Source organism: Aquabacterium sp. (genome assembly GCF_044226965.1).
Taxonomy (GTDB): Bacteria; Pseudomonadota; Gammaproteobacteria; order Burkholderiales; family Burkholderiaceae_C; genus Pseudaquabacterium.
In genome coordinates, this window is the sequence record NZ_JBGAGA010000001.1 from 109,120 (window position 1) to 128,347 (window position 19,228).

22 protein-coding genes are annotated in these 19,228 nt (G+C 69.3%); 18 read left to right on the top strand and 4 right to left on the bottom strand.

Going from position 1 to position 19,228, the window contains the following annotated elements:
* Positions 1–5 precede the first annotated feature (5 nt).
* Together ACILR4_RS00540 and ACILR4_RS00545 are read left to right on the top strand one after the other, a co-directional pair.
* The gene (locus ACILR4_RS00540) at positions 6–1,037 is read left to right on the top strand and encodes a GGDEF domain-containing protein (protein WP_395698845.1); all 1,032 of its coding nucleotides are present in this window, start codon (positions 6–8) and stop codon (positions 1,035–1,037) included.
* A gap of 12 nt (positions 1,038–1,049) precedes the next feature.
* Entirely contained in the window at positions 1,050–2,099 is a 1,050-nt protein-coding gene (locus tag ACILR4_RS00545) for an alpha/beta hydrolase family protein (protein WP_395698846.1), read from the top strand.
* 9 nt (positions 2,100–2,108) lie between these two features.
* Here the strand turns inward: ACILR4_RS00545 and ACILR4_RS00550 are convergent, their stop codons facing one another.
* A complete protein-coding gene (locus ACILR4_RS00550; RefSeq protein WP_395698847.1) occupies positions 2,109–3,596 on the bottom strand; it encodes a cryptochrome/photolyase family protein in 1,488 nt (495 codons plus the stop codon).
* Between the two features lie 16 nt (positions 3,597–3,612).
* Between ACILR4_RS00550 and ACILR4_RS00555 the strand changes: the two genes are divergently transcribed.
* The 8 genes from ACILR4_RS00555 (at position 3,613) to ACILR4_RS00590 (ending at position 10,287) form a co-directional block, all read left to right on the top strand.
* Positions 3,613–4,191 (top strand): YqgE/AlgH family protein, encoded by a 579-nt coding sequence (locus ACILR4_RS00555; RefSeq protein ID WP_395698848.1) that lies wholly within the window; start codon positions 3,613–3,615, stop codon positions 4,189–4,191.
* Positions 4,188–4,619 carry a Holliday junction resolvase RuvX gene (gene ruvX / locus ACILR4_RS00560; RefSeq protein WP_395698849.1) on the top strand — a complete coding sequence of 144 codons (432 nt, stop codon included), beginning with the start codon at positions 4,188–4,190 and terminating at the stop codon, positions 4,617–4,619. The genes ACILR4_RS00555 and ruvX overlap by 4 nt, the downstream gene beginning before the upstream one ends.
* On the top strand, positions 4,616–5,119 hold the full coding sequence (gene pyrR / locus ACILR4_RS00565; RefSeq protein ID WP_395698850.1) for a bifunctional pyr operon transcriptional regulator/uracil phosphoribosyltransferase PyrR: 504 nt from the start codon (positions 4,616–4,618) through the stop codon (positions 5,117–5,119). Before ruvX ends, pyrR begins: the two co-directional genes overlap by 4 nt.
* A 6-nt stretch (positions 5,120–5,125) precedes the next feature.
* Complete coding sequence (locus tag ACILR4_RS00570; protein WP_395698851.1) at positions 5,126–6,088, top strand: aspartate carbamoyltransferase catalytic subunit; 963 nt, start codon at positions 5,126–5,128, stop codon at positions 6,086–6,088.
* Positions 6,089–6,093: 5 nt separating this feature from the next.
* Complete coding sequence (locus tag ACILR4_RS00575) at positions 6,094–7,401, top strand: dihydroorotase (RefSeq protein ID WP_395698852.1); 1,308 nt, start codon at positions 6,094–6,096, stop codon at positions 7,399–7,401.
* Positions 7,402–8,163, top strand: coding sequence for a lysophospholipid acyltransferase family protein (locus ACILR4_RS00580; protein WP_395698853.1), 762 nt, complete (start codon positions 7,402–7,404; stop codon positions 8,161–8,163).
* 17 nt (positions 8,164–8,180) lie between these two features.
* Positions 8,181–9,065, top strand: a complete 885-nt coding sequence (locus ACILR4_RS00585; RefSeq protein ID WP_395698854.1) for a ribose-phosphate diphosphokinase — start codon at positions 8,181–8,183, stop codon at positions 9,063–9,065.
* Between the two features lie 115 nt (positions 9,066–9,180).
* Positions 9,181–10,287 (top strand): HD-GYP domain-containing protein, encoded by a 1,107-nt coding sequence (locus tag ACILR4_RS00590; RefSeq protein ID WP_395698855.1) that lies wholly within the window; start codon positions 9,181–9,183, stop codon positions 10,285–10,287.
* Between the two features lie 16 nt (positions 10,288–10,303).
* Here the strand turns inward: ACILR4_RS00590 and gpmA are convergent, their stop codons facing one another.
* Entirely contained in the window at positions 10,304–11,047 is a 744-nt protein-coding gene (gene gpmA, locus ACILR4_RS00595; protein ID WP_395698856.1) for a 2,3-diphosphoglycerate-dependent phosphoglycerate mutase, read from the bottom strand.
* A gap of 84 nt (positions 11,048–11,131) precedes the next feature.
* On the opposite strand from gpmA, the gene ACILR4_RS00600 reads away from it, so the two are divergent.
* The 4 genes from ACILR4_RS00600 (at position 11,132) to ACILR4_RS00615 (ending at position 13,507) form a co-directional block, all read left to right on the top strand.
* A complete protein-coding gene (locus tag ACILR4_RS00600) occupies positions 11,132–11,539 on the top strand; it encodes a rhodanese-like domain-containing protein (RefSeq protein ID WP_395698857.1) in 408 nt (135 codons plus the stop codon).
* A gap of 129 nt (positions 11,540–11,668) precedes the next feature.
* Positions 11,669–11,929, top strand: coding sequence for a glutaredoxin 3 (gene grxC, locus ACILR4_RS00605; RefSeq protein ID WP_395698858.1), 261 nt, complete (start codon positions 11,669–11,671; stop codon positions 11,927–11,929).
* 108 nt (positions 11,930–12,037) lie between these two features.
* Positions 12,038–12,511, top strand: a complete 474-nt coding sequence (secB, locus tag ACILR4_RS00610) for a protein-export chaperone SecB (RefSeq protein WP_395698859.1) — start codon at positions 12,038–12,040, stop codon at positions 12,509–12,511.
* Positions 12,512–12,526: 15 nt separating this feature from the next.
* Positions 12,527–13,507, top strand: a complete 981-nt coding sequence (locus ACILR4_RS00615; RefSeq protein WP_395698860.1) for an NAD(P)H-dependent glycerol-3-phosphate dehydrogenase — start codon at positions 12,527–12,529, stop codon at positions 13,505–13,507.
* 18 nt (positions 13,508–13,525) lie between these two features.
* On the opposite strand, the gene ACILR4_RS00620 is transcribed toward ACILR4_RS00615, so the two are convergent.
* Together ACILR4_RS00620 and ACILR4_RS00625 are read right to left on the bottom strand one after the other, a co-directional pair.
* Complete coding sequence (locus ACILR4_RS00620) at positions 13,526–13,996, bottom strand: tRNA (cytidine(34)-2'-O)-methyltransferase (protein WP_395698861.1); 471 nt, start codon at positions 13,994–13,996, stop codon at positions 13,526–13,528.
* 34 nt (positions 13,997–14,030) lie between these two features.
* Entirely contained in the window at positions 14,031–14,786 is a 756-nt protein-coding gene (locus ACILR4_RS00625; RefSeq protein ID WP_395698862.1) for a double zinc ribbon domain-containing protein, read from the bottom strand.
* Between ACILR4_RS00625 and ACILR4_RS00630 the strand changes: the two genes are divergently transcribed.
* From ACILR4_RS00630 to ctaD, 4 genes are all read left to right on the top strand, one after another.
* Positions 14,734–15,687, top strand: a complete 954-nt coding sequence (locus ACILR4_RS00630) for a biotin synthase (RefSeq protein ID WP_395698863.1) — start codon at positions 14,734–14,736, stop codon at positions 15,685–15,687. The genes ACILR4_RS00625 and ACILR4_RS00630 overlap by 53 nt on opposite strands.
* Before the next feature lie 102 nt (positions 15,688–15,789).
* Positions 15,790–16,371 (top strand): DUF2244 domain-containing protein, encoded by a 582-nt coding sequence (locus ACILR4_RS00635; RefSeq protein ID WP_395698864.1) that lies wholly within the window; start codon positions 15,790–15,792, stop codon positions 16,369–16,371.
* Positions 16,368–17,540 (top strand): cytochrome c oxidase subunit II, encoded by a 1,173-nt coding sequence (gene coxB / locus ACILR4_RS00640; RefSeq protein WP_395698865.1) that lies wholly within the window; start codon positions 16,368–16,370, stop codon positions 17,538–17,540. The genes ACILR4_RS00635 and coxB overlap by 4 nt, the downstream gene beginning before the upstream one ends.
* A 32-nt stretch (positions 17,541–17,572) precedes the next feature.
* Positions 17,573–19,222 carry a cytochrome c oxidase subunit I gene (gene ctaD / locus ACILR4_RS00645; protein WP_395698866.1) on the top strand — a complete coding sequence of 550 codons (1,650 nt, stop codon included), beginning with the start codon at positions 17,573–17,575 and terminating at the stop codon, positions 19,220–19,222.
* Positions 19,223–19,228 lie beyond the last annotated feature (6 nt).

Sequence of the window (19,228 nt, forward strand, 5' to 3'; positions counted from 1 at the left end):
ATCTCATGTCCAAGGTTGTCGACCATCTCGCAGAACTGACGGGTTTCCGTGACCGGGATGTGCTCGACACCACGCTGGCTGGCGCGCTGCGCGACCTGCTGCAACCGCTGCGCGTGGCGATCCACCGCTGCGTCGGCGAGGACAACGACCGCCGCTGGCTGACCCGCGCCCGGCTCGAAGGCGCCGAGGCGGCGGCCTCGGCCGATCCGCTGTGGGTCGAGTTCGATTCCTTGCCCGGCCTGCACGACTACCCGGCACGCGTCTGCGCCATCGAGACGCACGAGCCGGTCAGCGTGGCCGGCTCACCGCACGTCACCGTCTTTCCGCTCTTCACCGACCGCGACGTGGCCGGCGTGGTCGAGGTCGAAAGCGGCGGCGCCCTGGATGCCGAGCAGCAGCGGCTGGTGGCCAGCATCCTGCGCATCTACCGCAACTTCCAGAGCCTGCTGGACTACAGCGAGCGCGACACGCTGACCGGCCTGCTGAACCGCAAGACCTTCGACGAGGCCTTCTACAAGCTCTCCAGCCAGACCACCGAGGCCAGCGCGGCCAGCAGCGGCGAGCGGCGGCAGAAGAACGCTGCGCAACAGGCCCACTACATCGGCGTGCTGGACATCGATCACTTCAAGTCGGTGAACGACACCTATGGCCACCTGATCGGTGACGAGGTGCTGCTGTTGCTGAGTCGCTTGATGCGCTCCTGCTTCCGCTACCACGACCGGCTCTACCGCTTTGGCGGCGAGGAATTCGTCGTGCTGATGCGCTGCAACAGCGATGCCGATGCCGGCCGGGCGTTCGAGCGCCTGCGCACCAGTGTCGCGGCCTACTCGTTCCCGCAGGTCGGGCGCATCACGGTGTCGGTCGGATTCACCGAGCTGAAGCCGGGCGACACCCCCAGCTCGGCCTTCGAGCGGGCCGACAAGGCGGTGTACTGGGCCAAGACCCATGGGCGCAACCAGGTGTGCAGCCACGCCGATCTGATCCGCCGCGGTGAACTTGATGACGATTCGAAGGTCGGAGACGTCGAGCTCTTCTGATGCATCGACGCCATGCCGACCTCGTTCCTGTCCCTGACCCGCCCTCGATTCGCCAGCCTGCTGCTGGCCGCCAGCGTGGCCTGGCTGCCGCTGACAGCGCTGTCCGAGACCAACGGCGAGGCCTGGGTGCCCGAGCCGCAGGTCGTCGCGCCGCTGCCGCCGCTCGCCGGCTTCCAGCAACGCGACTTCGAATGGCTGGACGCCGCGCGTCACCGGGCGGTGCCGGTGCGGCTGTACCTGCCCGATCGCGCCAGCGCCGCCCATCCGGTGCCGCTGGTGGTGTTCTCCCACGGCATTGGCGGCTCGCGGCGGGGCTACAGCTACCTGGGGCAGTACTGGGCCAGTCAAGGCTATGCCAGCCTGCACCTGCAGCATGTGGGCAGCGACCGGGCCGTGTGGACCGGCAATCCGCTGGGCGTGTTCAGTCGCCTGCAGGCGGCCACGCAGGAGTCGGAAGCGATGGCGCGGGTGCAGGACCTGCACTTCGCGCTCGATCAACTCCTGGGCGGCGAACTGGCACCGCTGATCGATGCACAGCGCATCGTCGCGGCGGGTCACTCCTACGGGGCCAACACGACGCTGCTGGCGGTGGGCGCACGCATCGAGCGCGACGGCCATGAACTGGCGCTGCGCGATCCGCGGCTGCGGGCGGCCATCGTGATTTCGGCCCCTCCGTTCTATGGCGAGCGGGCGGCAGAGCGGGTCCTCGGGGCCATCGCAGTGCCCACGCTGCACATCACCGCCACCGAGGACGTGATCCGCGTGCCCGGCCACTACTCGCCGGCGAGCGACCGCGTAGCGGTCTTCGATGCCACCGGCGGCCCCGACAAGACGCTGGCGGTGTTCGCCGGCGGGTCGCACAGCATCTTCACCGACCGCGCCGGCACGGGCGGCGCCACCCTGAACCCGCAGGTCAAGCGTGCGACGCAGGCGCTCTCGCTGGCCTTCCTGCGGCGCGTGTTCGACGGTGATGGCAGTGCCCTGGCGCAATGGCCGGCAGCCTTCGGCCCGCTGCTGGCACGCTACAGCCCGGTTTCCGACCTCGTTTCAGGCCCCCGCTGAGGCCGGGCCTCAAGCCTGCTTCACCACCGCATAGCGCGCCAGCGTGCGCTGGCGCGCGTCGTCGTGGTCGACGATCGGCGTCGGATAGTCGCGACCCAACTCGATGCCGGCGGCCACCAGGTCGACCGGGCGCGCCAGCCACGGCGCGTGGATCAGCTTGTCGGGCAGCGCGGACAGCTGGGGCAGGTAGCGTCGGATGAAGCGGCCCTCGGCGTCGAATTTCAGGCTCTGGCTGACCGGGTTGAAGATGCGGAAATAGGGCTGCGCATCGCAGCCGGTCGAGGCGGCCCACTGCCAGCCGCCATTGTTGGCGGCCAGGTCGAAGTCGTTCAGGTGGGTGGCGAAATAGGCCTCGCCGCGGCGCCAATCCAGGCCCAGATCCTTCACCAGGAAGCTCGCCACCACCATGCGCAGCCGGTTGTGCATGTAGCCGGTCTGGTTGATCTGGTGCATCGCGGCATCGACCAGCGGGTAGCCCGTACGCCCCTGGCACCAGGCCTCGAACAGCGCATCGGCGTGCTTGCCATGCTCCCATCGGATCGCGTCGTAGGCCGGCTTGAAGGCGCGGCCGACCACATGCGGATGGTGGTGCAGGATCTGGTGATAGAAATCGCGCCACACCAGCTCCGACAGCCAGACCTCGGCGCCGCGTGAGCCGCCCTGCATGCGTTGCCAGGCTTCGCGGGCCAGGTGGCGGATCGACACGGTGCCGAAGCGCAGGTGGGTCGACAGGTAGCTCGGCCCCTTGACGGCCGGGAAGTCGCGCGCCTCGCCGTAGGCGTCGATGCGGTCGAGAAAGTCGTCCAGCAGCTCCGCTGCGCCGCGGCTGCCGGTGGGCAGCTTCAGCTGGTGCAGGTTGCTGCGCTCGAAGCCCAACTGGGCCAGTGTCGGCAGCGCTTCATCCGCTGGCAGCGGCGCCAGCGCCCCGGCATGCCGGGCCACCGGGTACGCATGCACGAAGAACGGCGTGAGCTTGCGCAGCCAGGCGTTCTTGTAGGGCGTGAACACGCTGTAGGGGCTGCCGCCCGCGGTCATCAGCTCGTCGCGCTCGAACACCACATGGTCCTTGCTGGTGTACAGCGCAATGCCGGCGTCGCTCAGGGCGCCACGCACGCGGCTGTCGCGCAGCAGGGCATCGGGCTCGTCGTCGTGGTTCGTGAACACGGCCTGGACACCCAGTGACTGCGCCAGCCGGGGCAGTTCGCTCGCCGCCGGGCCATGACGCACGATCAAGCCGCAGCCTTCGATGCCATGCGAGCGGCCCAGCGCCCGCAACTGGTCGTCCAGGTCGGCCACGCTGTCGACGAGGAACTCCACGCGCCGGTCGGCGCGGGGCAGCGGATCCAGGATCGTCGTGTCGAACACGAAGCCGCAGAACACCTGGCGCGCGGCCTTCAGGGCGTGGTACAGCGCCGCCTGGTCGTCGGCGCGCAGGTCGCGCCGGAACCAGACCAGGGCGCGGGCGATGGATTTCTGCACGGTCGAAGTGTCGCGCATCATTAGAATTCAGCCCATGTCCTCGGACCGGATCAACCTGACCAATCAGTTCCTCATCGCCATGCCCGGCATGGCCGACGATACCTTTGCGGGCTCGGTGGTCTACCTCTGCGAGCACACCGAGAAAGGCGCGCTCGGGCTGGTCATCAACAAGCCGATCGACATCAAGCTGAAGAACCTGTTCGAGAAGGTCGAGCTGAGCCTGGAATCGCCGGAACTGGCCGAGCAGCCGGTGTTCTTCGGCGGTCCGGTGCAAACCGAGCGCGGCTTCGTGCTGCACGAGAAGCTCGGCAGCGAGCAAAGCCCGTACAACTCGACGCTGCAGATTCCCGGTGGCCTCGAGATGACCACCAGCAAGGACGTGCTGGAGGCGCTGGCCCATGGCAGCGGCCCGAAGCGCGTGCTGGTCACGCTGGGCTACAGCGGCTGGGCGGCCGGCCAGCTGGAAGACGAGATCGGCCGCAACGGCTGGCTGAACGTGGACGCGAACCGCGAGATCATCTTCGACACGCCCATCGAGTTGCGCTACGAGCGGGCGCTGTCGCTGCTGGGCTTCGACCCGCGCATGCTCAGCCAGGAGGCTGGGCACGCATGAGCGGCCTGGCGCCGGTGTCGTCAGCGCCCATGGCCATGAAGAAGGACCTCTGCTTCCTGGCCTTCGACTTTGGCCAGAAGCGCACCGGCGTGGCCACTGGCAACAGCCTGCTGCGCGAGGCCCGCGCATTGACGACGATTGCCGCCGAGGGCGACGCCCGCTTCCCGCGCATCGCTGCGCTGATCGCCGAATGGCAGCCCGATGCCCTGGTGGTCGGGGTGCCGTTCCATCCCGACGGCGTGCCGCACGAGATGACCCGCCGCGCCCGGCGCTTTGCGCGCCAGTTGCAGGGCCGCTTTGCCCTGCCGGTGCACGAGGTGGACGAGCGCTACTCGACCACCGAGGCGCTGCGCAGCGGCGCGGCCGATGTCGATGCCGCCTCGGCCGCGGTGATCCTCGACCAATTCCTACACACGCTGAGCGCATGACCACCCTGACCCTCGATGCCGAAGCGTTGTATGCCGAACTGCGTGCCGGCGTGCGCGGCCTGTGGCTGCCCGGCATGAACCTGCTGGGCATCTGGTCCGGCGGCGCGTGGCTGGCCGAGCGGCTGCAGATGGACCTGCGGCTCGACGGCAAGCCGGGCGTCATCAGCAGCGCGCTGCATCGCGACGACTTCGGCGAGCGCGGCCTGGCGGGCACGACGGGCGCCACCAAGATCCCGTTCGAGGTGGAGGGCGCGCACATCCTGCTGCTCGACGACGTGCTGTTCACGGGCCGCACCATTCGCGCGGTATTGAACGAGCTGTTCGACTTCGGCCGCCCGGCCAGCGTGACGCTGGCGGTGCTGGTCGACCGCGGCGGTCGTGAACTGCCGGTCCAGCCTGCCTTCGCGGCGGCCAAGATCGTGCTGCCGGCCACCCAGCGGCTGTCGCTGGCGCGGGCCGATGACGGCCGTTTCACCTTCTCCGTCCAAGAGCAGAGCTGACGCCCGATGCTCCACAAGCGCAACCCCCAGCTCAACAGCCACGGCGAGCTGATCCACCTGCTGTCGATCGAGGGCCTGCCGCGCGACGTCGTCACGCAGATCCTCGACACCGCCGGCACCTTCCTCTCGGTCAATGAACGCGAGGTCAAGAAGGTGCCGCTGCTGCGCGGCAAGAGCGTGTTCAACCTGTTCTTCGAGAACTCGACGCGCACCCGCACCACCTTCGAGATCGCCGCCAAGCGCCTGTCGGCCGACGTGATCAACCTCGACATCGCGCGCTCTTCAACGGCCAAGGGCGAGAGCCTGCTCGACACCATTGCCAACCTCTCGGCGATGCATGCCGACATGTTCGTCGTGCGGCACGGCGAATCGGGCGCGCCCTACCTGATCGCCCAGCACTGCGCGCCGCATGTGCATGTGGTGAATGCCGGTGATGGCCGGCATGCGCACCCGACGCAAGGGCTGCTGGACATGTACACCATCCGCCACTTCAAGCGCGACTTCACGCAGCTGTCGGTGGCCATCGTCGGCGACATCGTGCATTCGCGCGTCGCGCGCTCGGACATCCATGCGCTCACCACGCTGGGCGTGCCGGACATCCGCGCCGTCGGCCCGAAGACGCTGGTGCCCGGCGACCTGCAGTCGATGGGCGTGCGGGTGTGCCACGACATGGCCGAAGGCATCCGCGGCGCCGACGTCGTGATCATGCTCAGGCTGCAGAACGAACGCATGAGCGGCGCGATGCTGCCCTCGGCCGGCGAGTTCTTCAAGAACTACGGCCTCACCGACGACAAGCTCGCGCTGGCCAAGCCCGATGCGATCGTGATGCACCCGGGACCGATCAACCGCGGCGTCGAGATCGACTCCACGGTGGCCGACGGCAGCCACAGCGTGATCCTGCCGCAGGTCACCTTCGGCATCGCGGTGCGCATGGCGGTGATGTCGATCATCGCCGGCAACGAGGCCTGACGCCCATGAAGATCCTGGTACGCAACGGACGCGTCATCGACCCCGCCTCGGGGCGCGACGAAAACGCCGATGTCAGCATCGCCGCCGGCCGCATCGTCGGCGTCGGCCGTGTCAGCAGCGACTTCAATCCCAACCGCGTGATCGATGCCGCCGGCTGTGTCGTCGCCCCCGGCCTGGTCGACCTGGCCGCGCGGCTGCGCGAGCCGGGCCACGAGCACGAAGGCATGCTCGAAAGCGAGCTCAATGCCGCGGCTGCCGGTGGCGTGACCAGCCTGGTCTGCCCGCCCGACACCGACCCGGCGCTGGACGAGCCGGGCCTGGTCGAGATGCTGAAGTTCCGCGCCCGCAAGCTCTCGTTGTGCCGGCTGTTCCCGCTCGGTGCGTTGACGCGCAGCCTCGGCGGCGAGGTGCTGACCGAGATGGCCGAGCTCACCGAAGCCGGCTGCATCGGCTTCAGCCAGGCCGAGGCGCCGGTGCGCGACACGCTGGTGCTGATGCGCGCGCTGCAGTACGCCAGCACCTTCGGCTACACCGTGTGGCTGCGGCCGCAGGATGCCTGGCTGGGCAGTGGCGTCGCGGCCAGCGGTGCGGTGGCGACGCGGCTGGGCCTGTCCGGCGTGCCCGTGGCCGCCGAAACCATCGCGCTGCAACTGATCCTCGAACTCGTGCGCAGCACGCGGTGCCGCGTGCACCTGTGCCGGCTATCGAGCGCGGCGGGTGTCGCGCTGGTCCGCCAGGCCAAGGCCGAGGGCTTGCCGATCACCGCAGACGTCAGCATCAACTCGCTGCACCTGACCGATGTCGACATCGGCTACTTCAATTCGGCGATGCGATTGACGCCGCCGCTGCGGCAGGGCGCAGACCGCGCTGCGCTGCGCGAGGCGCTGGCCGACGGCACGCTGGACGCGCTGGTGTCCGACCACACGCCGGTGGACGCCGACGAGAAGAACCTGCCCTTTGCCGAGGCCGAGCCCGGCGCCAGCGGCCTGGAACTGTTGCTGAGCCTGGCGTTGAAATGGGGCCAGGAGGCCGAGCTGCCGCTGTCCGCTGCGCTGGCGCGCGTCACCTGCGAGCCGGTGCGCGTGCTCGGTGACGCGCTGGGCTCGCTGGCTTCCAGCGCTGGCCGGCTCGTCGAGGGCGGCGTGGCCGATGTCTGCGTGTTCGATCCCGCGACGACCTGGACGCTCACCCCGGGAGCCTTGCGCAGCCAGGGCAAGTACACCCCGTTCGCGTTCGAGGCCACCGGCATGGCATTGCCGGGTCGGGTGAAGGCCACGCTGGTGGCTGGCACCGTCGCCTACGAGGCGCGCTGATTGGCGCCGCCGGCGGTGGCCGCGCGCGCGGTCTGGCGCCTGCTGAGGACCGTCGCCCACGTGCTGCACGGGCTGGCCATCGTGTGGCTGACCTGGCCCGGGCTGGCGCCGGCGCAGCGGCAGGCGCGCGTCGGCTGGTGGGCCGGCAAGCTGCTGCGTGGCCTGGGCGTTCAGTCGCGGCTGGAGGGTCGGTTCGCCGAGGGGGGGGTGCTGCTGCTGGCCAACCATGTGTCGTGGCTCGACATCGCGGCGATCCATGCGGTGTGCCCGCAGGCGCGTTTCGTCTCGAAGGCCGATGTGCTGCACTGGCCCGTGATCGGCCGCTTGACGATGGCGGCCGACACGCTGTTCATCGAGCGTGAACGCAAGCGCGATGCAATGCGCGTGGTGCACCAGACGGCCGCGGCGCTGAGCGCGGGCGACACGGTGGCCGTGTTCCCCGAAGGCACCACGGGCGACGGCCGGCGGCTGCTGCCCTTCCATGCCAACCTGCTGCAGGCCGCCATCAGCAGTGCGATGCCGGTGCAGCCGGTGGTGCTGCGCTACGCCCAGCCCGGCCTGCCGATCAGCCCGGCCGCGGCCTGGGTGGGCGAGACCACGCTGCTGCGCAGCCTGTGGTGGGTGGCTCGCGCGGAGGGCCTGTGCGTGCACGTGCAGCCCCTGGCCAGCATGGACAGCCAGCTCTTCGATCGACGGGCGCTGGCGCTCGAGGTGCGCGAGCAGATTGCCGCGGCCCTGGCGCCGCACCAGGACATGGCCTGAGCGCCAGGAGAACCCTGATGACACCGGACCTGCTGCTGGCTTTCGACGACGAGTGGGCGCTGGCCCAGCGACTGGCCGTCGCGCTGGGCGGGCTGCCCTTGCAGCGCATCGAGCGTCACCGCTTCCCGGATGGCGAGTTGAAGCTCCGGCTGCCCGCCGCCCTGCCGCCCCGTGTGCTGCTGCTGCGCGGGCTGCACCAGCCGAACGACAAGCTGGTCGAGCTGCTGATTGCGGCGCCCGCCGCGCGCGAGCTCGGCGTGCAGGAGCTGTCGCTGGCCTGTCCTTACCTGGCCTACATGCGGCAGGACATGGCGTTCCAGCCGGGCGAGGCCGTGAGCCAGCGCCACATCGCGCGGCTGCTCGCGGGCCAGGTCGATGCGCTGGTGACCATCGATCCGCACCTGCACCGCATCGCCTCGTTGGACGAGGTGATGCCCGGGTGTCGTCAGCGGGCGATCAGCGCGGCCCCGGCGCTCGGCGCCTGGATCGCGGCGCGACACGAACGTCCGCTGCTGCTGGGGCCCGACGAAGAAGCGCTGCAGTGGGTGGCCCAGGCCAGCCTGGCCCATGGCTTCGACCATGCCGCCTGCACCAAGCAGCGCTTCGGCGACCGCGACGTGCGGGTGATGCTGCCGTCCGTGCCGGTGGCCGGCCGCGCGGTGGTGCTGGTGGACGACGTGGCCAGCACCGGCCGCACGCTGATCGAGGCGGCCACGGCCTGCCTTGCCGCTGGAGCGGCCACGGTCGACGTCGCGGTGACGCATGCGCTCTTCGTTGGCGGGTCGCTGGCCCAGCTGCGCGCCTGTGGCGTGCGCCATGTCTGGAGCAGCGACGCGGTGCCGCACGAGACCGCAGTGATCCCGGTGGCCCCCTTGCTGGCCGAGGCGATCCGCGCTTTGTGAGCGCCGCCCGCGCGCGCGCCGCGCAAAGGGGGGGCTGGCCGGGCACCGGCCTGCGGGTGTACCCTGCGGCGCAATTCGGCGAAGGGCACAGGTGGCGACTCAACTGCTTCGGCTCGTGGCCAGCCAGCTCAAGGTGGGAACGGCGCTGCCGTTCGGCGTGCGCGACGAGCAGGGCAAGCTGCTGCTGGCCCGCGGTCAGGTCATCCACAACGAGACCCAGCTGGCCGTGCTGCTGGCGCGGGGCCTGTACGCTGACCAGGAAGAGCTGCGCGCCGCCAAGGACGGCCGCACGTCGGCGGCCGATGGCCAGCGCCGCAAGCTGACCTTGTTCGACCTGTGGGACCAGGCGGTGCCACGGCTGGAGCGGCTGCACAAGAGCATCGACGAGCCCGGCTTCGCGGCGCGCTGCGACGAGTTCGCGATGCAGTTGGTCGAGCTGATGTCGCGCGACCTCGACATCGCGATCTTCCTGTCGGTGCGCCAGGACGCGCGTCGCCTGCCGATGTACGGCCTGACGCACGCGCTGCACACGGCGCTGGTGTGTCAGCTGCTGGCCACCCGGATCGGCTGGCCGCCGGCGCGCTGCGGCAGCCTGGTCAAGGCGGCGCTGACGATGAACCTGGCCATCATCGAGTTGCAAGGACGGGTGGCGGCCACCGGTCGCATCACCGAAGCGCAGCGAGCCCAGATCCAGCAGCACCCGACGCGCGCGGCCGAGCAGTTGCGCGACGCCGGGGTGGCGGACGAGGACTGGGTGCAGGCCGTGCTGCAACACCACGAGCAGGTGGGCGGCGGCGGCTACCCCCATCAACTGGCGGAGGTGGGCGAAGCCGCCGCTGCGCTGCGCCTGGCCGATGTGTTCCTGGCCAAGATCAGCGCACGCGCCGACAGGCCGGCGCTGCCGATCCAGGACGCCGCGCGCCAGCTCTTCGCCCAGTCGCAGGGCAATGCCGCGGCGGCCGCCATCATCAAGGAGTACGGCATCTTCCCGCCGGGGCAGGTGGTGCAGCTGGCCTCGGGCGAGCAGGCCGTGGTGGTGCGGCGTGGCGCGAGCTTGCAGACGCCGATCGTCGCCGCGATCACCGACAAATCCGGCATGCCGACCACCACCACCCTGCGCCGCGACACTGCGCAGCCGGGCTATGCGATCAAGGCGGCCGCCACCGACCTGGCGCTGGCGCAGCGTGTGCCGCCCGAGCGGCTGTACGGCCTGGCCGAGTAATTCGGCCGTCAGGCGATCAGGCCTTGCCCTGGCTTGCCACCGCGGCAGCCGCCTTGGCCGCCGCTTCGGGGTCGCCGAGGTAGCGGCGGCTGATCGGCTTCAGCTGCGCGTCCAGTTCGTAGACCAGCGGGATGCCGTTCGGGATGTTCAGGCCGACGATGTCGGCATCGCTGATGCCGTCGAGGTACTTGACGAGTGCGCGGATCGAGTTGCCATGCGCGGCCACCACGATGCGCTGGCCCCGCAGCAGGGCCGGCGCCAGCACCTCGTTCCAGCACGGCAGCACGCGCGCCACGGTGTCCTTCAGGCACTCGGTCAGCGGCACCTGCTCAGGGGCCAGCGCGGCATAGCGCAGGTCCGCACGCTGGCCTCGCGGATCCTCGGGCGTCAGCGGCGGCGGCGGCGTGTCGTAGCTGCGACGCCAGATCAGCACCTGCTCGTCGCCGTACTGCTTGGCCATGTCGGCCTTGTTCAGGCCCTGCAGTGCGCCGTAGTGGCGCTCGTTCAGGCGCCAGTCGTTGACCACCGGCAGCCAGGTGCGATCCATCTGGTCCAGCGTGTGCCAGAGCGTCCAGATGGCGCGCTTGAGCACCGAGGTGTAGGCGATGTCGAACTCGAAGCCGGCTTCCTTCAGCAGGCGACCGGCCTCCTGCGCCTGCGCCACGCCGGTGGGGGTGAGCGGCACGTCGGTCCAGCCCGTGAAGCGGTTTTCGAGGTTCCAGGTCGATTCGCCATGGCGAATCAGCACGAGCTTGTACATGGGCTGAGGCAGTGCAGAAGGTGGGGAGGGCAAAGGGGACGAATTCTATAATCCGGCCCCTTTTCGAACCCCCTTGTGGCTGCCGTGAAATTCATCATCGAGAACATCTGGCTCATCGTGCTGGCCGTGGGGTCCGGCGGCCTGCTGCTGTGGCAGACCTTGCAGAAGAGCCAGGGCGGTGCGATCAGCAGCGCCGAGGCGGTGCGCCTGATCAACCGCGAGAAGGCGGTCCTGGTGGATGTGAGCGAGCCGGCCGAATTTGCCGCCGGCCATGCCAATGGCGCGCGCAACGTGCCGATGGGCAAGCTCGACGGCGCGAAGGAACTGCCGTCGAACAAGGCGCTGCCGCTGGTGCTGATGTGCACCACCGGCGCTCGCGCGGCACGGGCCGCCGCGCAATTGCGCAAGGCCGGCCACGAAAAGGCCGTGTCGGTGGCCGGTGGCCTGAAGGCCTGGCGCGAGGCGGGCCTGCCCATCGAGAAATCAGCCTGAGCGCGCCATGGCGCGTGGCGGGCTTCACGGTCGCCGGTCTGCCCCCGGGCCGGCCATGCCGGAGCCGCTGCAAGGCCATTGCGCCACGGTCACAATTCGGGTCTTCGCACTTGCCGTCGTTGCCCGCTCATGAATGCCGTCCGCATGTACACCACACAGGTCTGCCCGTATTGCGTGCGGGCCAAGGCCCTGCTGAAGCAGCGCGGTGTCGAGCAGATCGAGGAAGTGCGGGTGGACCTCAACCCCGCCGAGCGCGACCGCATGATCGAGCTGACCGGCCGGCGCACCGTGCCGCAGATCTTCATCGGCGACACGCATGTCGGCGGCTGCGATGACCTGATGCAGCTCGACCGCAGCGGCGGGCTGGCGCCGCTGCTGCAGGGCGCCTGAAGCCGTCATCGGCCGCCCACGGCGGCGAGCGATAATCCGCGCCGTAGCCTGCCCGCCAACCGTTGACGGTGGCGGGCTTCTTCATTCCATTCGATTCCCCATTCCGCCATGGCCGACCACGACGCAACCCCGGTGTTCCAGATCCAGCGCATGTACCTGAAGGACCTGTCGCTGGAGCAGCCGAACTCGCCGCAGATCCTGCTCGAGCAGCAGCAGCCCCAGGTCGACATCAATCTGTCGATGGGCGCCAGCGGGATCGGCGAAGGGGTGTTCGAAGTCAGCGTCACGGCCACCGTCACGACCAAGGTCAAGGACCGCACGCTGTTCCTGATCGAGGCCAAGCAGGCCGGCATCTTCGAGATCCGCAACGTGCCGGAAGACCAGCTGCAGGGCATCCTCAGCATCGTCTGCCCGCAGATGATCTATCCCTACCTGCGGGCGATCGTCTCCGACGTCTGCACCCGTGCCGGCTTCCCGCCGATCCTGCTGACCGAGGTGAATTTCCAGGCCATGTTCGAGGCGCAGCAGGCTGCCCAGGCCCAGAACGGCAACGGCAGCGGCGTGCTGACCAGCGCGAACTGATTCCGCGCCCACACGATGCGCATTGCCGTGCTCGGCGCCGGCGCCTGGGGCACGGCGCTGGCCGTGGCGGCCGCGCCGCGGCACGAGGTGCTGCTGTGGGGCCGTGATGCGGCGCAGGTCGCGGCGATGCAGGCCCAGCACTGCAACCAGCGCTACCTGCCTGGCGTGAGCCTGCCGGCCGACCTGCAACTCAGCCGCGACCACGGGCAGGCGCTGGCCCACGCCGATGGCGGCCTGGTGATCATCGCCACGCCGATGTCCGGCCTGCGCGAGCAGCTGGGCCAGCTGCCACCGCAGGCCCGGGTCCTGTGGCTGTGCAAGGGCTTCGAGCGCGACACCGGCGCGCTGGGCCACGAGATCGCGCGCGAACTGCGGCCCGCGGCCCACGCGGGGGTGCTGTCCGGCCCCAGCTTTGCGCAGGAGGTGGCCCAGGGCCGTCCGACGGCCCTGGTGGCCGCCAGCACCGACGACGCCCTGTGCGAACTGGCGGTGCAGGCCTTCCACAGCGATTCGCTGCGCATCTACACCTCGGCCGATCCGATCGGGGTCGAGGTCGGCGGCGCCGTCAAGAACGTGATGGCGATTGCCACCGGCATTGCCGATGGCCTGGGGCTCGGCCTGAACGCCCGCGCGGCACTGATCACCCGCGGGCTCGCCGAGATCACACGGCTCGGGCTTGCGCTCGGTGCTCGCGCCGACACCTTCATGGGGCTCTCCGGTCTTGGTGACCTGGTGCTGACGGCCACCGGTGACCTGTCGCGCAATCGCCAGGTCGGCCTGCTGCTGGCCGGCGGCCAGCCGCTGGCGCGCATCCTGGCCCAGCTGGGCCACGTGGCCGAAGGCGTGCTGACCGCGCCGACGCTGCAGGCGCGCGCCCGCGCGCTGGGCGTCGAGATGCCGATCACCGATGCGGTGGTCGACGTGCTGGCGGGCACGCTGACGCCGGCGCAGGCCCTGCGTCAACTGATGTCGCGCGAGGCCCGCGCCGAGGGCTGACGGGCCCGCGTCCGCAGCTCATTGACCGCCGGCGTAGCCCTGCTGGCGCCAGGCCTCGAAGACCACCACCGCCACCGTGTTGCTCAGGTTCAGGCTGCGCTGGCCCGGACGCATCGGCAGCCGCACCCGATGGGTGAGGTCGAACTGGCCGATCACTTCAGGTGATAGACCGGCGGTCTCGCTGCCGAACACGAACCAGTCGCCGGGCTGCCAATGCTGGTCGGCGAAGGGCTGGGCGCCCCTGGTGCTGAACGCAAAGCAGCGACCGCCGATGGCCTCGCGCTGGGCGCACAGCGCCGCCCAGTCGGCGTGGCGCCGCACCGCGGCGAACTCGTGGTAGTCCAGGCCGGCACGGCGCAGCAGGCGGTCTTCCATCGAGAACCCCAGCGGCTCCACCAGGTGCAGCGTGCAGCCGGTGTTGGCGGCCAGACGGATCACGTTGCCGGTGTTGGGTGGAATCTCCGGCTGGACCAGGACGATGTGGAACATGGTGGCCGCATTGTCGCGGCCCGGCGGCGCGGCATCAGCCGTCGGCGTCGGCCGGCGCCGGCGTGCGCGCCAGCACCCAGAGCTGCACCTGGCTGGCGCCAGCGGCCAGCAGCGCGCGGCTGGCAGCGGACGCGGTGACACCGGTGGTCAGCACGTCATCGACCAGCGCGACGCGCCGATGCCGGACCTGTGCCCCGCACTCTGGCGGCACCCAGAACGCGTCGCGCAGATTGGCCGCACGTTCGCGACGCGTCAGGCCGACCTGGTGCGCGGTGTCGCGCAGCCGCCGCAGGCAGTGCGCATCGGCCGGCAGGCCGCGCACGGCGGCCACCCGGCGGGCGATCTCCCAGGCCTGGTTGTGGCCCCGTTCGCGCAGCCGTGCGGGACTCAAGGGCACGGACAGCACCAGGTCCACGGGGGCCAGGTCTTCCCCGGCCAGCCGGTCGGCCAGGGCCACCGCCAGCGGGCCGGCCAGGTCGACACGCCCATGGAACTTGAAGGCCTTGATCAGGCCGTCCCAGGGGTAGCCATAGTCGCCCAGCGCATGGCATCGCTCGAACGCTGGCGGATCCCGCAGGCAATCGGCGCAGTGCTCCTCTGGGCTGCCGAGCGGCAACGCACAGCGCCGGCAACGAGGCCTTGGCGCGGCCAGCCTGGCCACGCAGTCACTGCAGATTGAACGATCGGCCCAGCTGCGACACAGCTCGCACAGGCGCGGCCATCGACCTTGGGTGCTAGTGCTGCGCTTCCTCGGGAGGGCCAACATCGGCTCAATATACTGCCCGCCCATGTCTGCGCCCGCCCTCGTCGATCCCCGTGCGCTCGCGCGCGTGCTGGACCGGCTGGGCCGGGCCGAAGCGGCGCCGTGGCTGCACCAGGAGATCGCGCGGCGCATGGCCCAGCGATTGCCGGCCATCCGCAAGCCGCCCGAGCGCTGGCTGGACTGGTGGGGGTTTCTCGGCGGTAGCGCCGAGGCCGTGAAGGCCGTGCTGCCCGCAGCGCAGCGCAGCGTCGCCGAGCCGACCGAGGTCATGCTGCAGCGCAGTCGCCAAGCCCTGCGCAAGCCTTGGTGGGCGTTGCACCGGCGCGATGGCGCCGCGCTGGCAGTGCATGAGTCGGAGGTTCCGCCCGCCAGTGCGCCGATGCTGTGGGCCAACATGGTGCTGCACGCCTGCCCCGACCCGGCCGCGATGCTGGCACGCTGGCATGCCGCGATGGCGGCCGATGGCTTCCTGATGTTCTCGACCTTGGGGCCCGACACCCTGCGCGAGTTGCGCGCGCTCTACGCCGAAGCCGGTTGGCCGGCACCGCACCTGCCGTTCACCGACATGCACGACATCGGCGACCAACTGGTGCACGGCGGTTTTGCCGACCCGGTGATGGACCAGGAGGCAGTGAACCTCACCTGGTCTTCGCCGCACGCGCTGCTGGCCGAGCTGCGCACGCTGGGCGGGCACTTGTCCTCGCAGCGTTTTGCCGGCCTGCGCACGCCGCGCTGGCACGCGCAACTGGTCGCGGCGCTGGGAAGGCGGGCCGACGCGCAAGGCCGCATCGCGATGAGTTTCGAAATCGTGTACGGGCATGCCTTCAAGGCCGCGCCGCGCCCGGTTGCGGGCGCACCGGTCAGCGTGCCGCTGTCGGAACTGCGCGCCTCGTTGGCTGCGCGCCGCGGCAAACCGGGAGCGCCGTAGCACTCCGCTAGAATTCCGCAGTTCTGCTGATCGGGGACAAAGCCTCCTAGGGGGCGATGTGCTGACCGCTGCAGTAGCGACACCCCGATCCCGACACCCTCCATGACCGCCACGCTCGCACCCAGCCCCTGGCCCGCACCGACGGCCCCACGCCGCGATGGCGAGTGGCGCTTCGGACGGGCGCAAGGACTGGCCGGCACCAGCTGGCTGTGGGACCTGCGGCGCAATTGCGCCATCTCGCCGCGCCAGATGTTGATGGCCTACGTGCTCGTCTGCGTGCTGGCGCTGGCGGTCGCCTTCGGGTTCTGGTGGCAGGGCGTCCAACTGGTGATGGCCTTTGCCGGTGTCGAGCTGCTCGCGGTGGGCGTCGGCATGCTGCTGATGGCACGCCATGCGCGCGATCGCGAGATCATCACGCTCGACGGCCGGGAAATGGCGGTCGAGCAGCACGTCGGTCCAGTGGTGGAGCGCACGCGCTTCCGGGTCGAATGGGTGCGGGTGGAGCCGGCGGCCGCCGAGGGGTCGCTGGTGGAACTGTCCGGCGAGGGGCGCCGTGTCCGCATTGGTCGCCATGTGCGGCCCGAACTGCGATTCGAGCTGGCACAGGAACTGCGCCGGGCCCTGCGCCTGTCGCGGGCGGCGGGCGAGCGGGTTTTGGATCACGAACTTCAAGCATCACGATGAACACGACAAAGAAGCTTTGGCATCGCATCGGCGCAGGGCTGGCCGGATTGGCCGTGACGCTGGCCAGCCCGGCCGTGCTGGCGGTGGGTGATCTGCCTGGCGGCCCGGCGAAGAATCAGATCGACCTGCATCCGGCGGTCACCCGCATTGCATCGGATGTCCAGGGCCTGCACCTGTTCATGCTGATCATCTGCCTGGTGATCTTCGTCGCCGTGTTCGGCGTGATGTTCTATTCGATCCTGAAGCACCGGAAGTCGGTCGGTGCCAAGTCGGCGAATTTCCACGAGAGCGTCGCGGTGGAGATTGCCTGGACCGTGGTGCCGCTGCTGATCGTCATCGTGATGGGTCTGGCGGCCACGAAGACCGTGGTGGCCATGAAGGACACCAGCAACGCCGACCTGACGATCAAGACCACCGGCTATCAGTGGAAGTGGGGCTACGACTACCTGAAGGGCGAGGGCGAAGGCATCGGCTTCCTCTCGACCCTGGACGTCACGCAGCGCCAACTGTCCGACGCGGGCAAGCCCGCCGGCGACGACTACCTGCTGAAGGTCGACAACCCGCTGGTGGTGCCGGTCAACAAGAAGATCCGCATCATCACCACGGCCAACGACGTGATCCATTCCTGGATGGTGCCGGCCTTTGCGGTGAAGCAGGATGCCATCCCGGGTTTCGTGCGCGACACCTGGTTCCGCGCCGAGAAGACGGGTGATTTCTACGGCCAGTGCGTCGAACTCTGCGGCAAGGAGCACGCGTACATGCCGATCCACGTGAAGGTGCTGTCGGCCGCCGACTACAGCAAGTGGGTCGAGGGCAAGAAGAAGGAAATGGCCGCCAAGGCCGATGACCCGAGCAAGGTGTGGGAACTGCCCGCGCTCGTGGCGCGCGGCGAGAAGGTCTACAACGCCAACTGCGCGGTCTGCCACCGTCCGGACGGCAAGGGCGCCGGCCCGATCAAGCCGCTGGATGCCTCGCCTATCGTGCTGGACGCCGACAAGACCAAGCAGATCGAGGTCGTGCTCCAGGGCCGCCTGAATGGCGCGATGCCGTCGTGGAAGGCGCTGTCGGACACCGAGATCGCGGCCGTCATCACCTACACGAAGAACTCCTGGTCCAACAAGACCGGCCAGATCGTCCAGCCCGCCGACGTCGTCGCGGCCCGCAAGTAATCACCAGCACCGACCGCTGAAAGGCCCCGCCAATGAGCGCCGTCCTCCCGCCTTCCGCCGCCCACGGACATGACCACGGGCACGACCATGCCCACGACGACCACCACGACCACGGCCCGGTGAAGGGCTGGCGTCGCTGGGTGTTCGCGACGAACCACAAGGACATCGGCACGATGTACCTGTTGTTCTCGTTCACGATGCTGATGATCGGCGGCGTGCTCGCGCTGTGCATCCGGGCCGAGCTGTTCCAGCCCGGGCTGCAGTTCTTCAACCCCGAGCTGTTCAACTCGTTCACCACGATGCACGGGCTGATCATGGTGTTCGGCGCGATCATGCCGGCCTTCGTCGGCTTCGCGAACTGGTTGATCCCGATGCAGGTGGGCGCGGCCGACATGGCCTTCGCGCGCATGAACAACCTCAGCTTCTGGCTGCTGATTCCGGCGGCGCTGATGCTGGCGGGCTCGTTCTTCATGCCGGGCGGTGCGCCGGCCGCAGGCTGGACGCTCTACGCGCCGCTGACGCTGCAAATGGGCCCCTCGATGGACGCCGGCATCTTCGCGATGCACATCATGGGCGCCTCGTCGATCATGGGCTCGATCAACATCATCGTCACGATCCTGAACATGCGCGCGCCCGGCATGACGCTGATGAAGATGCCGCTGTTCGCGTGGACCTGGCTGATCACCGCCTACCTGCTGATCGCGGTGATGCCGGTGCTGGCCGGCGCGATCACGATGACGCTGACCGATCGCCACTTCGGCACCAGCTTCTTCACGCCGGCCGGCGGCGGTGACCCGGTGATGTACCAGCACATCTTCTGGTTCTTCGGCCACCCCGAGGTGTACATCATGATCCTGCCGGCCTTCGGCATCGTGAGTGCCATCGTGCCGGCCTTCGCCCGCAAGAAGCTGTTCGGCTACACCTCGATGGTGTACGCCACCGCGTCGATCGCGATCCTGTCGTTCATCGTCTGGGCCCACCACATGTACGTCACCGGCATGCCGGTGACCGGCCAGTTGTTCTTCATGTACGCGACGATGCTGATCGCGGTGCCCACCGGCGTGAAGATCTTCAACTGGATCGCCACGATGTGGCGCGGCTCGATGACCTTCGAGACCCCGATGCTGTGGGCCGTCGGCTTCATCTTCGTCTTCACGATGGGGGGATTCACCGGCCTGATCCTGGCCATGGCGCCGATCGACATCCAGTTGCAGGACACCTACTACGTCGTCGCCCACTTCCACTACGTGCTGGTGGCCGGCTCGCTGTTCGCGCTGTTCGGCGGCGTGTACTACTGGGGTCCGAAGTGGACCGGCGTGATGTACAGCGAAACCCGCGGCAAGCTGCACTTCTGGGGCTCGCTGATCTTCTTCAACGTCACCTTCTTCCCGATGCACTTCCTCGGCCTGGCCGGCATGCCGCGCCGTTATGCCGACTACCCGATGCAGTTCGCCGACTTCAACGCGATCGCCTCGATCGGCGCCTTCGGTTTCGGGCTGATGCAGGTGTACTTCTTCTTGTTCGTCGCGCTGCCGATGATGCGCGGCAAGGGCCAGCCGGCGCCGCAGAAGCCGTGGGAAGCGGCCGAGGGCCTGGAGTGGGAGCTGCCGTCGCCGGCGCCGTACCACTCGTTCGAGACGCCGCCCAAGCTCGATGCCACCGCCACCAAGGTGATCGGCTGAGCCCGA

What these genes read in the sequence shown, in the direction of transcription:
- ACILR4_RS00570 (WP_395698851.1), top strand. Translation starts at nt 5,126, where the DNA reads ATGCTCCACAAGCGCAACCCCCAGCTCAACAGCCACGGCGAGCTGATC.
- ACILR4_RS00575 (WP_395698852.1), top strand. Translation starts at nt 6,094, where the DNA reads ATGAAGATCCTGGTACGCAACGGACGCGTCATCGACCCCGCCTCGGGG.
- grxC (WP_395698858.1), top strand. Translation starts at nt 11,669, where the DNA reads ATGAATGCCGTCCGCATGTACACCACACAGGTCTGCCCGTATTGCGTG.
- ACILR4_RS00585 (WP_395698854.1), top strand. Translation starts at nt 8,181, where the DNA reads ATGACACCGGACCTGCTGCTGGCTTTCGACGACGAGTGGGCGCTGGCC.
- secB (WP_395698859.1), top strand. Translation starts at nt 12,038, where the DNA reads ATGGCCGACCACGACGCAACCCCGGTGTTCCAGATCCAGCGCATGTAC.
- ACILR4_RS00620 (WP_395698861.1), bottom strand. Translation starts at nt 13,996, where the DNA reads ATGTTCCACATCGTCCTGGTCCAGCCGGAGATTCCACCCAACACCGGC.
- ACILR4_RS00635 (WP_395698864.1), top strand. Translation starts at nt 15,790, where the DNA reads ATGACCGCCACGCTCGCACCCAGCCCCTGGCCCGCACCGACGGCCCCA.
- ACILR4_RS00540 (WP_395698845.1), top strand. Translation starts at nt 6, where the DNA reads ATGTCCAAGGTTGTCGACCATCTCGCAGAACTGACGGGTTTCCGTGAC.
- ruvX (WP_395698849.1), top strand. Translation starts at nt 4,188, where the DNA reads ATGAGCGGCCTGGCGCCGGTGTCGTCAGCGCCCATGGCCATGAAGAAG.
- ctaD (WP_395698866.1), top strand. Translation starts at nt 17,573, where the DNA reads ATGAGCGCCGTCCTCCCGCCTTCCGCCGCCCACGGACATGACCACGGG.
- ACILR4_RS00550 (WP_395698847.1), bottom strand. Translation starts at nt 3,596, where the DNA reads ATGCGCGACACTTCGACCGTGCAGAAATCCATCGCCCGCGCCCTGGTC.
- coxB (WP_395698865.1), top strand. Translation starts at nt 16,368, where the DNA reads ATGAACACGACAAAGAAGCTTTGGCATCGCATCGGCGCAGGGCTGGCC.
- ACILR4_RS00615 (WP_395698860.1), top strand. Translation starts at nt 12,527, where the DNA reads ATGCGCATTGCCGTGCTCGGCGCCGGCGCCTGGGGCACGGCGCTGGCC.
- gpmA (WP_395698856.1), bottom strand. Translation starts at nt 11,047, where the DNA reads ATGTACAAGCTCGTGCTGATTCGCCATGGCGAATCGACCTGGAACCTC.
- ACILR4_RS00545 (WP_395698846.1), top strand. Translation starts at nt 1,050, where the DNA reads ATGCCGACCTCGTTCCTGTCCCTGACCCGCCCTCGATTCGCCAGCCTG.
- ACILR4_RS00555 (WP_395698848.1), top strand. Translation starts at nt 3,613, where the DNA reads ATGTCCTCGGACCGGATCAACCTGACCAATCAGTTCCTCATCGCCATG.
- ACILR4_RS00625 (WP_395698862.1), bottom strand. Translation starts at nt 14,786, where the DNA reads ATGGGCGGGCAGTATATTGAGCCGATGTTGGCCCTCCCGAGGAAGCGC.
- pyrR (WP_395698850.1), top strand. Translation starts at nt 4,616, where the DNA reads ATGACCACCCTGACCCTCGATGCCGAAGCGTTGTATGCCGAACTGCGT.